This is a genomic window from Alteriqipengyuania triglochinis, assembly GCF_054655655.1.
Window position 1 is genome coordinate 36392 of sequence record NZ_BAAHNC010000004.1, and the last position, 12835, is coordinate 49226.

General features: G+C 63.3%; 11 protein-coding genes. 5 read left to right on the forward strand and 6 right to left on the reverse strand.

Features of this window, described 5'->3' with window-relative positions:
* Nucleotides 1–12: 12 nt before the first annotated feature.
* Nucleotides 13–2352, forward strand: coding sequence for a TonB-dependent receptor (locus ACYQ0L_RS13075; RefSeq protein ID WP_459789727.1), 2340 nt, complete (start codon nucleotides 13–15; stop codon nucleotides 2350–2352).
* A gap of 58 nt (nucleotides 2353–2410) precedes the next feature.
* Here the strand turns inward: ACYQ0L_RS13075 and ACYQ0L_RS13080 are convergent, their stop codons facing one another.
* Nucleotides 2411–3727, reverse strand: a complete 1317-nt coding sequence (locus tag ACYQ0L_RS13080; protein WP_459789729.1) for a cystathionine gamma-synthase family protein — start codon at nucleotides 3725–3727, stop codon at nucleotides 2411–2413.
* 251 nt (nucleotides 3728–3978) lie between these two features.
* On the opposite strand from ACYQ0L_RS13080, the gene ACYQ0L_RS13085 reads away from it, so the two are divergent.
* Entirely contained in the window at nucleotides 3979–4737 is a 759-nt protein-coding gene (locus ACYQ0L_RS13085; protein WP_459789731.1) for a DNA/RNA non-specific endonuclease, read from the forward strand.
* A 30-nt stretch (nucleotides 4738–4767) separates the two neighbouring features.
* Here ACYQ0L_RS13085 and ACYQ0L_RS13090 read toward each other — a convergent pair whose 3' ends face one another.
* From ACYQ0L_RS13090 to pdeM, 5 genes are all read right to left on the reverse strand, one after another.
* Complete coding sequence (locus tag ACYQ0L_RS13090; protein WP_459789807.1) at nucleotides 4768–5850, reverse strand: DUF547 domain-containing protein; 1083 nt, start codon at nucleotides 5848–5850, stop codon at nucleotides 4768–4770.
* A gap of 240 nt (nucleotides 5851–6090) precedes the next feature.
* Entirely contained in the window at nucleotides 6091–7281 is a 1191-nt protein-coding gene (locus ACYQ0L_RS13095; protein ID WP_459789732.1) for a DUF547 domain-containing protein, read from the reverse strand.
* Between the two features lie 82 nt (nucleotides 7282–7363).
* Entirely contained in the window at nucleotides 7364–7960 is a 597-nt protein-coding gene (locus ACYQ0L_RS13100; RefSeq protein WP_459789733.1) for a hypothetical protein, read from the reverse strand.
* 64 nt (nucleotides 7961–8024) lie between these two features.
* Complete coding sequence (gene infC / locus ACYQ0L_RS13105) at nucleotides 8025–8567, reverse strand: translation initiation factor IF-3 (RefSeq protein WP_459789808.1); 543 nt, start codon at nucleotides 8565–8567, stop codon at nucleotides 8025–8027.
* Nucleotides 8568–8677: 110 nt separating this feature from the next.
* Nucleotides 8678–9394 carry a ligase-associated DNA damage response endonuclease PdeM gene (gene pdeM, locus ACYQ0L_RS13110; RefSeq protein WP_459789734.1) on the reverse strand — a complete coding sequence of 239 codons (717 nt, stop codon included), beginning with the start codon at nucleotides 9392–9394 and terminating at the stop codon, nucleotides 8678–8680.
* Nucleotides 9395–9463: 69 nt separating this feature from the next.
* Between pdeM and hemF the strand changes: the two genes are divergently transcribed.
* From hemF to ACYQ0L_RS13125, 3 genes are all read left to right on the forward strand, one after another.
* Nucleotides 9464–10318 (forward strand): oxygen-dependent coproporphyrinogen oxidase, encoded by an 855-nt coding sequence (gene hemF / locus ACYQ0L_RS13115; protein WP_459789735.1) that lies wholly within the window; start codon nucleotides 9464–9466, stop codon nucleotides 10316–10318.
* A 105-nt stretch (nucleotides 10319–10423) separates the two neighbouring features.
* Entirely contained in the window at nucleotides 10424–12325 is a 1902-nt protein-coding gene (locus ACYQ0L_RS13120) for a M1 family metallopeptidase (protein ID WP_459789736.1), read from the forward strand.
* On the forward strand, nucleotides 12322–12786 hold the full coding sequence (locus ACYQ0L_RS13125; protein ID WP_459789737.1) for a hypothetical protein: 465 nt from the start codon (nucleotides 12322–12324) through the stop codon (nucleotides 12784–12786). Before ACYQ0L_RS13120 ends, ACYQ0L_RS13125 begins: the two co-directional genes overlap by 4 nt.
* Nucleotides 12787–12835 lie beyond the last annotated feature (49 nt).

A 12835-nucleotide genomic window follows, 5' to 3' on the forward strand; every position in this document is an offset into this window, starting at 1 on the left:
AGGGGTCTCACCATGCGTTCTCATTCCATTTCCGCCATGCGGCTCGTCCTTCTCGGAACCGCTGCCCTCCTGCCCGCCAGTGTCATGGCGCAGGCGCCCGTCGAGCCTGACGAAGGCGATCCCGCCGAAACGGTCGGCGCGAACGAAATCGTCGTTACCGCACAGAAGATCGAACAGCGCGCGAAGGACGTGCCGATCACGATCAGCGCGCTGAGCGGGGAAGCGATCGCCGAACTGGGCGTGACCGATCTCGACGAATTGTCGAATTACGTGCCCGGCCTCAACATCCAGGAACAGAGCGCCAACAACCCGGGCATCGTCATCCGCGGGATCACGTCGGACAGTGGCTCCGCCCAGCAGGGCCCGCGCGTCACGCTCTATTACAACGGCGTCGATATCTCGCGCTCACGCGGGTCGTACCAGGCGATCTACGATCTTGAGCGGGTCGAGGTCATCAAGGGCCCGCAGGCCACGCTGTTCGGCACCGCCTCTGCCGTGGGCGCAATCAGCCTCGTCTCGGCCAAGCCGAAGCCGGGCGCGTCCGCCGCGATTACCGGCGGCTACGGCAACTTCGACGCGAAGCTGCTCTCAGGCTACGTCAATCTGGGCAACGACGTGATTGCGGGCCGCATCGCGGCCGAATGGCGCCAGCGTGACGGGTATGTCGAGAATCTGGCTGATAGTCAGGAAGAAGAGCTCTACGCCAAGGACCAGTTCGGCGTACGCGGTTCGCTGCGCTTCACGCCTAGCCCGTTCGTGACGGTCGACCTCGTCGGCACCTACGACCAGCAGCGCCATGGCGGCACGCCCTTCATCTCGGGCTTCTTCCCCGCCTTCGAAGGTGCGCCAGGCGGCGCGGCCAACGCATTCGAAGACGCTAACCTCGGTGGCTCGCCCTACTCAGCAGAGGCGCTGGGCGACGACCAGCTCGGCCTCGACCGCGAAGTCTACGACGTCAACCTGACCGCGCAGATCGAGCTGACCGACTCGCTTACCTTCACCACCGTCAATGGCTACCGCAAGTTCGATAGTGCCGAGGTGTTCGATGCCGACGGTTCGGCTGCTCCGTTCCTCGAGTTCGCGGAAATCGCGGAGGGCGAGCAGTTCAGTCACGAAGGCCGTTTCAGCTATGCCGATTCCAGCTGGCGCGCGGCGTTCGGCTGGAACTTCTTCACCGAAGACGGGCGTCAGAACGTGCCCTTCTCGACCGAGGAAGGCACGTTCCTGCAGTGCCTGACCGGCCTGTTTGGCGTTCCGGACGCGGACCGTCCGTTCGGTGCGCTGCCTTGTGTCGCCGCCGATGGCAGCGTGCCCTCACTCGGCCTCACCAACATTCCTTATACCTCCGTGTTCGAGAACCAGGGCGAGAACTCCAGCTACTCGTTGTTCGGCGATGTGACCTACCTCGCTACGCCGAACCTCGAACTGACGGCAGGCGCGCGAGTCCTGATCGAGGAACGCCAGTCGTCCTACTTCGCCGATGTGCCTGATTCGGTGCTGAGCGGAGCGCCGCTGGTCCCCGGTCAGGCCGATACGGGCGGGACGATCACCACGGAAGACAGCTTCACCGCCGTCCTGCCGCGCTTCAACGTGCTCTACCGCATCAGCCCCGATGTGAACGTGTTCGCCACGGTATCGAAGGGCCGCCGTTCCCCGGTGGTGCCGGTGAGCGCGACCGGAGTGCAGGACCTCATCCCCGAAGAGACCGTGTGGAACTACGAGGGCGGGCTCAAGCTCAGCTCGGGCCCCGTGTCCGGCTCGCTCGGCGTCTATTATCAGGTGTACGACAACTTCCAAGTCTCGGTCGCGGAGCTCGACGACGATGGTTTGCCCACCGGCTCCTTCGTCACCGAAAGCGCGGGCGCGGCATCGAACCTCGGTGTCGAGGCAGAGATCGCGCTCGAGGCGAACGACTGGCTGCGTGTGTTCGGCAATGTCGGCTACATCGCCGGCGGGATCGACGAGGATGGCGCGTTCTCGCCAGAATACTCGGGCGCGCGCTTCCGCCTCCAGCCCGAATGGCAGGCCGCAGGCGGCTTCACCATCGACTACCCGGTCGCCGAGGGTGTCCGCTTCTTCGCGACGCCCAGCGTGACCTATCGCAGCCGCATCTTCTTCGAAGTGCCCAATGATCCGCTGATCTCGCAGGGGCCGGTCACGCTGGTCAACGCGCGTGCGGGTATCTCCTTCGCCGACGATCGCTTCGAACTGGCGGGCTTCGTCCGCAACGCTTTGGACGAAGACTATCTGCTCGACGCGGGCAATACGGGCGGGGCCTTCGGGGTGCCGACCTTCATCCCCGCCGAGCCGCGCCTGTTCGGCGTGGAGCTGACCGCGCGCTTCGGGAACTGACACAAAAAATGGGCGGGGGCCTTTCGGCCTCCGCCCATTCATTTGATCCGCTTAGCGATCAGACCGCGTCGAGCGCCTGTTCGAAGTCCGCGATCAGGTCGTCGGCATCCTCGATCCCGATGCTGATCCGCACCAGGCTGTCGGTAATGCCAAGCTCCTGACGGCGCCCGTGCGCCACCGAAAGGTGCGTCATGCTGGCCGGGTGGCTGGCGAGCGTTTCAGTACCGCCCAGGCTCACCGCAAGCTTCGCGACCTTGAGCGCGTCGAGGAAGCGGAAGCACTCCTCCTCACCGCCCTTGATGAACAGCGAGAAGGTCGACCCTGCGCCAAGGCAATGGCGGGCGTAGATGTCTTTCTGGCGATCATCCTTAAGCATGCCGAGATAGCCGAGCCCGTCGACCTTGGGATGCTTGGCGAGGAAGTCGCACACCTTTTCGGCATTCTCGCCCGCGCGCTGCATCCGCAGTTCGACCGTTTCGAGGCTGCGCAGCAGCATCCAGGCGGTGTTCGGGTCGGCGATGCCGCCCATCGTGTTGCGGATCATGCGCACGGGCTTGATCCACTTCTCCGCCCCCGCGACGCTGCCCGCGACGAGGTCCGAATGGCCGCCGACATACTTGGTCAGCGAATAGCACACGAGGTCCGCGCCGTGGTCCAGCGGGCGCTGCCACAGCGGGCCGAGGAAGGTGTTGTCGATCGCGATCGGGCAGTCGGGGGTCAGTGCAGCATCGCGCGCATCGCGCACCATCTCGATATCGACCAGCGCATTGGTCGGGTTGCCCGGGCTTTCGAGGTAGATCATCGCGATCTTGCCGCCGTTCTCGTCCGCCATGGTCTTGGCCTTGCCGAGAACCTCGTCGAATTCCTCGCGCGTCGCGCCCGCCGGGAAGTCGATATACTTCACCCCGTAGCGCGACAGGATCTTGGCAACGAAACCTTCCGTCGCCGCATAGAGCGGGCCGGAATGGACGATGACGTCGCCCGCGTTGCAGAAGGCCATCATCATCACGCAGATCGCGGTCATCCCGCTGGAGAAGCACAGCGCGTCCTCCGCGCCGTCCCAGATGGCGAGTCGATCTTCGAGAATTTCCTGGTTGGGGCCGTTGAAGCGCGAATAGACGAGCCCTTCGGCCCCGCCTTCGCGCATGCCGGTGATCCCTTCGAAGTGGCGCTTGCCTGCGGCGGCGCTTTCGAAGGCGAAGGTGCTGGTGAGGAAGATCGGCGCCTTGAGCGATCCTTCGGAAAGGGCGGGGTCGTATCCGTGGCCCATCATCAGGGTCGACGGCTTGAGCTGGCGTCCTTCGATCTTCGTGATCTCGGGCTTGGGTTTGCGGCGGGGGGTAGGTGTTTCGACGGAATCGACGGCGTCGGTCATAAACTCGGCTTCCTCAAATGTGCCCCCAGGAAGGCGGGGGCTCGGTTTCGAGGCTGGCCGGAGGCGGCCCGTTCCTAACCTCCGCAGGAACGCATCTCCACCGGCTGCCGGTTGTCGAACGCGCACCTACCGTTGCGGGTTTCCGCGATCAAGCCGAAGCGCCCCCTTCGCCCGGGCCGAATGCGGCGTGCGCAGGCTGGGCGCGCGTGGTATAATCGCGCCCGGGGTCGCTCCGCAGGGAGTGCATGCAAATGAGCTTCGACGATCCGTTCCAGATGCAGCGCGAGCTGCGTTACGGCGCGCCGGTATGCGATCAGATCCTGACCGGCCGCTATTTCACCATCGGTTATTCGTGGTATTTCCGGCAGGCCAAGTGGACGCTGGAAATCGTCCGCCGCGGGGGCAAGGAATTCATTCCCGAGGTCTTCAACAAGACCGAGCGGCTCGACAATTTCCGCGCCGATGTGCGCATCCCGCACCGTTTCCGCGCATCGCTCGCCGCGTACAGGAACAGCGGCTATGATCGCGGGCACCTCGTCGCCAGCGCCAATGCGCATCTGCGCAGTGTCGAGAACAGCGAGACCTTCCTGCTGTCCAACATGTCGCCGCAGACGGCGGACTTCAACCGGCAAGGCTGGCGGGTGCTCGAAGAGGCCGTGCGCACCCTCAACGAGCGTGAGGATGTGCTGGAGGTCTATGTCCTCAATTGCCCGTTCTTCGATTTCCTCAAGCCGATGAAGATGATCGGCAACCACGAAGATGCTTACGGGATCAACATCCCGGTGCCGCACGGCTTCGTCAAATCCGTGCTGGCCGAATATCGCAGCGGCAAGCTGGACCTGTGGACCTTCCTGATGCCGAACGAGAAGATCGACCGCGATCTGGGTTCGTACCTGATCAATACCTACGACGCCGAACAGCTGATCGGCGGGCGCTTCTGGGATCGCATCAGCGGCAACGACATCCACGACCTGAAGAAGTCGAAAAACCGGATGTGGAAGATCGACTAGCGGGCCCCGCCAGGGGCGCCGCAGTGCCGGTCATTCTACCTCTTCGGGCTCTGGCTCGGCAGCCTCTGCCGCGTCGCCCACAAGCACGTAGACCTTGCCGACCCGATCGCGATTGCGCAGCATCTTGAGGACCTTGGCATCGCGTTCCGCGACCATGCGCAGGATGTTGGCCGGCGTCTTCGAACTCTTCGGGGAAAATCCGCCGGTTTCGTCCTGCGTGACGACGTAATTGTACCCCGGTTCCTTCTCTCCATTCGCAAGGTCGGCAATCGCGTTCTCGTACAGAACCGTCTCCACCTGACCGGTTTTCGCGAGGATGCCAGTCACTTCCTCGCTCGCGTAGGTGCCGATGTGCGTACGAAGATCGGCAGGCCAGTCGGTGAAATAGAAGGGGCGAGCTTCCTCGTAGATGCGCGAGACTTGCATCGTCGATCCACGCTTTTCGACACCGCGCAGCGAGTTTACGAATTCCTTGGCCGCGCTGTCGAGGAGTGTGTCGACGTTGGCGCCGGTGAAGGCTTCCCGGCGTAGCGACGGGCCGCCGATGTCGCCGCGGAAGAAGCCATACATTACCTTGGGATCGGACCAGTTGGGGTAAACGATCTTGGTGCGGATGTCGTGCGGGCTCATTGCAACGCCGGCCACCGTGATGAACGGGGCTTTATCGAGTGGCAGACCATACCCCTCGATCATCAGTTCGGACGGATTCTTGAGCGGATAGTTTCGCGCAATCTGTTCGATGATCGCGGCGTTGTGCAGGTTGATCCAGTAGGCGAGCTGTTCGTTACGCGGAAGCTTCGCGATATCGATCTGGTCGCCCAGGCTTTGCAGATCCTGACGATAATCGGTGAGCGACTGGATCACGTCGTCTTCGAGAAAGGAGAAAGTGACCCGGTTGCCTTCGAGCCTGTACCGCGATGTGTGCCCGTAAACGATCCGGGTACCCATGCCCGGCGGCACGCTCGGCGCACCCTCGCGCAGAGAAACGCCCATCGAGAACACGAAGTAGTTGAGCGCCTCCTTCCAAACGGTGAAGTCGAGACGGCTGGCGTTGCTTTGGTCGGCTGGCACGAAGCGGACGAAACGCGGGCCGCTATCCTCGCCTGCCTGCATTGCCACGGCTGTCGGCGCCTGCGCGCTCCCATTCGTGGCGGTCAGAAGGAGGCTTGCGGTGCAGATGCCAAGGGCGGTGCTTTTGCCAAAGGATCGAATCGAAGTGTGCATGGAAGGCTCTCTTGTCTCTATGCGTGCGAATCAAGCACGCTAGCGGCTGTTGAGCAAACGCCAATGGGAGCAGCCGAAATCGCTGCTCGATCAACGACATTTCTGACCTTCAGGAGCGGGGCACGCAGCCTATTCGACTTCGAGCGGCTCGCCCGTCTCGTCGAACAGATAAACCCTGCCATAGCGATCTTCCCGAATCAGGCGCTTGACCTTCTGTAGTCTCTCGGCGCTGAAGTCCCTGACGAGTTTGGGAATGTAGCTGTTCTGATAAGTACAATTAACACTTACCCCGACATTATCGTCGAGACCCTTTCCTTGGTTCCCTGTCGCTGGGTCATACCCTCTGGTACATGCGAACGACCATGCCCGGGCCTTTTCGCCATTGCTGAGATCCGCGATGTCGTGTTCGCGGATATCGGCTTCGATCGCGTCCGTGCGCCCAACCATTTCGCCAACATCGCCTTCTGCCAGTGCCAGTAGATGCGTGCGAAGGTCAGTGGGCCACTGGCGAAAGTAGAAACCGCGTGCTTCGTCATAGATCGTCGACACATGCAGACTGTCACCTCTCGCCTGCGTCCCGCGCAGCGAATTGACGAACTCGTCGGCCGCAACGTCGAGCAGCATGTCGACGTTTCTGCCCGTAAACGCCATTTCCTGGATCGAGGGGCCACCGATTTCACCGCGGAAGAAGCCGTAAATCACCCGGGGGTCGCGCCAGTTCGGATAGACGATCTTCGTGCGGATATCCTGTGGGCTCATCGCGACTCCATCCACCGTGATGAAGCGTGCCTCATCGAGCGGCACGCCATCGATCCGGATATCCCTTGGCTCGCCAACTGGATAGGCGCGTGCGATCTGCTCGATCATCGCGACATTGTGTAGGTTCAGCCAGTAAGAGAGCTGCTCGTTACGCGGCAGCGTGGACAGATTTAGCTCCGTCCCGATCTGTTCGAGACCCCGGCGATACTCTGCGAGTGCGGAAAGTTCGTCTTCCTCGATGTATTCGAATGCGACCCGGTTGCCTTCCATCCGATAACGCGACTCGTGTCCGTAGCGCACGCGCGTGCCGATAATTGGCTGGATACGGGGCGCAGACTTGCGCAGTGACGGACCCATGTAGAGGACGAACCAGTCGAGCGCCTTATCGTAAAAGGACCAGTCTAGCCGCGTATTGGTTGTCTGTCTGGCAGGCGCAAAGCGGTCGAATTCTGCCTCTGTCGCGGAAGCGGAGGCCTGCATCGTGGCTGCGGAAGAGACGGTTGGGTCGATCGCTACAACTAGGGCGAGCATCGACAGGGCAACGGAAAGCGTGCGGGTCATACTATCCTCCAGTATTCCGCGGATACTATATTTCTAAGAATTTGCCTATTGTCTTCTATTGTTGCCCTGCCCCGGAATCTCGCTAGCCCGTGATATCAAAATCCCGGATGCGCCATCGTAATTGCTCGGGCGCCGCTCCCGGAACGTCGTTGACACGCGAGAGGACGATCTCGCCCGACAGCTCCTGCCCGTTCGATCCGGTGATGGTGACCGGCGCGGAATAGTAGACCGTGCCTGCAGCGCCTTCGATCGTGCCGTCGGGCGCGGCGACCGTGATCTTGCCGAAGCCGTCGAACCGGTCTGCGAAGGCGGCCCTGCTCGTCTCCTGCCGGGCGTTTTCGCGCATCAGGTCGTACGCCTGATCGAATTCCTTGAGTTCGATCGCACGGGTAAAGGCGATGAGCACGTTGCGCGCGCCCTTTTCGCCTTTCTCGGCGTCGGAGGTAAGCGGTGCGGGCGTCAGATCCGGCTCACCATCATTGACGCCGGACGTCTCGGCAGAATCGGCGGGGCAACTGTCTTGCGGCGGTGCTTCGCCAGCTGTGGCGGTGTCGTCACTCGCGGCAGTGGCCTCGTCCGCCGTTGGAGCGGGCTGCGGCGCATTTGCCGCATCGCAGGCGGCCAGCGCGAGGGCCGAGATAGCGAGGGGGAGGGCGGCGAGGTGGCGTCGTGCGATCATAATCACATCAATCGGCCACCCCCCGCACATGTTCCGCACCAAGAGTGCGGTCGTCTTGGGCCGCTTACTTCGGTGCGAGCACCATCAGCATCTGGCGGCCTTCGAGACGGGGGAAGGCTTCGACCTTGGCGATTTCCTCCACGTCTTCCTGCACGCGGCGCAGCAGGTCCATACCGATCTGCTGGTGCGCCATTTCGCGTCCGCGGAAGCGCAGGGTGACCTTCACCTTGTCGCCGTTCTCGATGAACTTGTTCACGTTCCGCATCTTCACGTCGTAATCGTGCGTGTCGATGTTGGGACGCATTTTGACTTCCTTGATGTCCTGCGTCTTCTGCGTCTTGCGCGCCAGATTCGCCTTCTTCTGCGCCTCGTAGCGGTGCTTGCCGACATCGAGGAACTTGCACACGGGCGGATCGGCGTTCGGCGAGACCTCGACCAGGTTCAGGCCGACCTCCTGGGCGCGTTCAATGGCTTCGCGCGTGGTAAGGACGCCGATGTTCTCCCCGGTATCGTCGATGACGCGGACCTTGGGGCTCTGAATAAAATTGTCGTAGCGCGGGCCGCTTTTGATCGGCGGCTGAAGGGAACGACGGGGTGGACGTGCTATGGGAAGTTCTCCTGAAATCCTGAAATATCGAGCCCGTATTTAGGGCTTTTCGGCGCGATGCGAAAGGGGGCTGCGCAAGCCAGCCCGAGAATCGCGACAAAGAGGGGCCTTTACGCGGCGCGTTTTTCGGCATGCCAGAGCGCAAAGCGCACCAGCTGGCCCCGCACGGGGCATGCAGCCTCGATGGTTTCGGCCGGACTGAGGCTCCGGCGAATCGCTTCGTGCGCGGCATCCATTCCGCCCGTCAGCGTGCCGAAGGCGGGCAGGACCATGCGCGGGCCGTAGTCCCTATGCCGCGCGACCACTGCGCAGGGGCGGCGGATGCGGCGTCCGCGCACGGTAATGTCGAGCTTGGGGTGCCAGTGGCCCGACAGCTCCGGCCGCGTTTCGCCCGGCTGCGCCTCGTGACGGCACAGGACGCCGCCGATTTCCAGTTCATCGTGCAGCGTGCCGCCGCACTCGGCGGCCGCTCCGGCGGCATCGGCGGGGCCATCATGGTTGCCGGTGATCCAGATCCACTCGACCTTGCGGGTGAGGGCGCGCAGCATGTCGCATGCCACGGGTTCGAGCCGCGTGGCCCCCTCCGCATCGTGGAAATTGTCTCCCAGCGTGACGACCCGTTCGGCGCCCGTCTCGCGCACGGCGATGGACACCCGTTCCAGCGTTTCGCGGCTGTCGTAGGGCGGCAGCGGCTGGCCGTGCTGTGCAAAGAAGCTCGCCTTTTCGAGGTGCAGGTCGGCGACGAACAGCGTCCGCTCACGCGGCCAGTAGACCGCGCGGTCACTGCGCAGGAGCAGTTCCGTGTTGCCGAACGAAAGGGGAACCATGGGGCTCACTTGCCCTAGGCTGGCAGGATTGGCAAGGGATGCACGACGCTACGCAAGGATGCGAAGACAATGCCCGACTGGTCTGCCCAAACCCAAGAAGCGCGCACCTGGTTCGAAAATCTGCGAGACCAGATCTGTGCCGAGTTCGAGGCGATCGAGCGCGAGGCCGGGTCGGACGCGTCCTTCGAATATACGCCCTGGAATCGTGACGAGGAAGGCAACGACAACCCCGGCGGTGGCGTGCAGGGCCTGATGAAGGGCAAGGTGTTCGAAAAGGTCGGGGTCAACGTCTCCACCGTGCACGGCACCTTCGCGCCCGAGTTCGCCAAGACGATCAACGGGGCCGAGGACGATCCGAGTTTCTCCGCCACCGGCATCAGCCTGGTCGCGCATATGGCCAACCCGCACGTGCCCGCAGTGCACATGAACACGCGCTTCCTCGTCACCGGCAAGGCGTGGTTCGGCGGCGGGGCGGACCTCAATCCGCCGATCCCCTACGAGGAAGATACGCAGGACTTCCACGCCGCCTTCCGCGCCGCCTGTGCCAAGCACAACCCGACCTATTACGAGCGTTTCAGCAAGTGGGCGGACGACTATTTCTACATCCCCCACCGCGGCGTGCATCGCGGGGTGGGCGGGATCTTCTACGACCACCTCGAATGCGGAGATCAGGCCGGCTTCGCGCGCAACCTCGATTTCACGCAGGATGTGGGGCGAACATTCCTCGAAGTGTTTCCCAAGCTGGTGCGCCGCCGTATGGACATGGAGTGGGGCGACGAGGACAAGCTGACCCAGCTCCAGTGGCGCGGGCGCTACGCAGAATTCAATCTGGTCTACGACAGGGGCACCCTGTTCGGCCTCAAGACCGGTGGCAATGTCGATGCGATCCTGATGAGCCTGCCGCCCGAAGCAGTGTGGAGCTGAGGCTTCTCCATCCGGTCCCCTGCACCGGGAGCCGCGGTTCAGGCCCGGTTCGCAATCGATTCTGTAATAAATGCTTCAAATAATATACAATTTCCGGAGAACCCGATGTTTCGTGCCACCCTGCTCGCCACCGCCGCCCTGCTTGTGACCGGATGCACCACGATGGATGGCGCGCGGAGTTCTACTTCCTCGCAGAGCAGTGCGATGGTCGCCCCGATCCTGACCACGCCCGACGCGGTGGACGACCAGACCTATGCGCAGCCGCAGATCGCGCGGGTGACTCACGTGGCGCTGGACCTCGATCTCGATTTTGACGGAAAGATGATCGGCGGTACGGCGGTGCTCGATATCCTGGCGAAAGACGACGCCGAGGAAATCGTGCTCGACAGCAACGGTCTCCAGCTGGGCGAAGTCACTGATGGGGCGGGCAATCCGCTCCCCTTCGCTCTCGGCGATGACGAGGAGGGCAAGGGCACGCCGCTGACCGTCCAGCTGAATGGCGCGCGCCAGCTGCGAATCAACTATCGCAGCGCGCCCGATGCCGCCGCGCTGCAATGGCTGACGCCCGAACAGACCAAGGGCGGCGAATATCCGTTCCTGTTCAGCCAAGGGCAGGCGATCCTCAACCGCACGTGGATCCCCACGCAAGACAGCCCGGGCATCCGCCAGACCTGGGAAGCGCGGATCACCGCGCCCAAGCCGCTCGATGTCGTGATGAGCGGCGTGCGGCAGGGCGAGCCCGAGGATGTCGGCAACAACCGTCGCGCCTTCCGCTTCGTGATGGACAAGCCCGTCCCTCCCTACCTGATCGCGATCGCCGCGGGCGACGTTGATTTCCGTGCGACCGGCCCGCGCACCGGCGTGTGGGCGGAGCCTGCAACGCTCGACCGCGCCTACAACGAGGTCGCCGATACCGAGCAGCTCGTCGAAGCCGCCGAGGGGCTTTACGGCGATTATCGCTGGGGCCGCTACGACATGATCGTGCTGCCGCCCGCCTTCCCTTACGGGGGCATGGAAAACCCGGTGATGACCTTCCTCACCCCCACCTTCATCGCGGGCGACCGGTCGAACAACGGGCTGGTCGCGCACGAGCTGGCGCATAGCTGGTCCGGCAATCTGGTCACCAACGCGGTGTGGGGCGACGGCTGGCTGAACGAAGGCGTGACCTCCTATTTCGAGAACCGCATCGTGGAGGAAGTCTACGGCAAGCAACGCGCCGAACAGGAAGCCGCGCTCTCCTTCGCCAATATCGAGGAAACGCTGGCAGAGGTCGGTGCCGATGCGCCGGGCACTGCGCTACATAACGACGGCGAGGGCGAGCTGATCGGCAGCGCGATCGCCTACGACAAAGGCCATTTCTTCCTGCGCTCGGTCGAGCGGATCGTCGGCCGCGAACGCTTCGACGCGTGGCTGCAGCAGTGGTTCGACAACCACGCCTTCCAGCCCGCGACGAGCCGCATGATCCTGGAAGACATGCAGCAGAACCTCGTGCGCTCGCCCGCCGAGGCGGAGAAGCTGATGCTGCGCGAATGGATCTTCGAGCCCGGCCTGCCGGGCAATGTCGCCAGGCCCGACCCCGCCGCCTTCGCGCAGGTCGACGCAGCGGTGCAGGCCTACGCCACCGGCAATACGATACCCGAGGCGTACAAGGGCTGGACCGCAGCCGAGCAGATGCGCTTCCTCGACAATATTCCCAAGGAGCGAACCGCCGCGCAGCTTGCGGAGCTCAACAATGCGCTGGGCCTGTCCGAGACGGGTAACAACGAAGTGCTGTTCCTGTGGCTCGAGCTGGCGCTGGCCAACCGCTACGATCCGGCGGTGCCGCAGGCGGAAGTGTTCCTGAGCGAGATCGGCCGGGCCAAGTTCGTCCGCCCGCTTTACGCCGTCCTGCTCGATCAGGGCGAATGGGGCAGGCCGATCGCCGAGCGGATCTATGCGAAGACGCGCGACGGCTATCACGCGGTGACGCGTGGCGGGATCGACCGGTTGATGGAACAAGGCGGATGAGGCCGCACGGACTTTGGGTCGTCGCTGCGCTTTTTGCGGTCGGGCCCATCCACGCGCAGGATTTGCCCCGCGAGGCGCCGCGTGGCCATCCGCCCGGCTTTTTCGCCGGGCCCGACCGCTTCGAACCCGGGCCATTCGTGATCTTTTTCGATCCTGGCGAGACGGAGGTCTCGTCCGGCGCGGACCCAATCCTCGACAATGCGTTCGGCTACTGGCCGGAGACCACACGGCCGCGCTTCGTGCTGTGTTACGATCCCGCGGGGGAAGGGGAGGCGGGTGCCACGCTGGAACAGGCGCGCATGGCCGAAGTGCGCGCGCAGCTCCTCAAGCGAGGTGCGCTACAGGTCCTCTATTCGACGTGGGATTGCTACGCCGGACACCGTTCCTTCGATCACGATCTTGCCCGGATCGCCATGGTAGGCGTGCTAGACCCGGTCGACAGTCACCTCCCATCGCATTGACCGGTTCCTTTTTCGTTGCATTGCAGCGGCGTTTAACCACATCGTGATC

Bases quoted from the DNA above. Each gene is read 5' to 3' on its own strand.
- ACYQ0L_RS13075 (WP_459789727.1), top strand. From the start codon at position 13: ATGCGTTCTCATTCCATTTCCGCCATGCGGCTCGTCCTTCTCGGAACC.
- ACYQ0L_RS13080 (WP_459789729.1), bottom strand. From the start codon at position 3,727: ATGACCGACGCCGTCGATTCCGTCGAAACACCTACCCCCCGCCGCAAA.
- ACYQ0L_RS13085 (WP_459789731.1), top strand. From the start codon at position 3,979: ATGAGCTTCGACGATCCGTTCCAGATGCAGCGCGAGCTGCGTTACGGC.
- ACYQ0L_RS13090 (WP_459789807.1), bottom strand. From the start codon at position 5,850: ATGCAGGCAGGCGAGGATAGCGGCCCGCGTTTCGTCCGCTTCGTGCCA.
- ACYQ0L_RS13095 (WP_459789732.1), bottom strand. From the start codon at position 7,281: ATGACCCGCACGCTTTCCGTTGCCCTGTCGATGCTCGCCCTAGTTGTA.
- ACYQ0L_RS13100 (WP_459789733.1), bottom strand. From the start codon at position 7,960: ATGATCGCACGACGCCACCTCGCCGCCCTCCCCCTCGCTATCTCGGCC.
- pdeM (WP_459789734.1), bottom strand. From the start codon at position 9,394: ATGGTTCCCCTTTCGTTCGGCAACACGGAACTGCTCCTGCGCAGTGAC.
- hemF (WP_459789735.1), top strand. From the start codon at position 9,464: ATGCCCGACTGGTCTGCCCAAACCCAAGAAGCGCGCACCTGGTTCGAA.
- ACYQ0L_RS13120 (WP_459789736.1), top strand. From the start codon at position 10,424: ATGTTTCGTGCCACCCTGCTCGCCACCGCCGCCCTGCTTGTGACCGGA.
- ACYQ0L_RS13125 (WP_459789737.1), top strand. From the start codon at position 12,322: ATGAGGCCGCACGGACTTTGGGTCGTCGCTGCGCTTTTTGCGGTCGGG.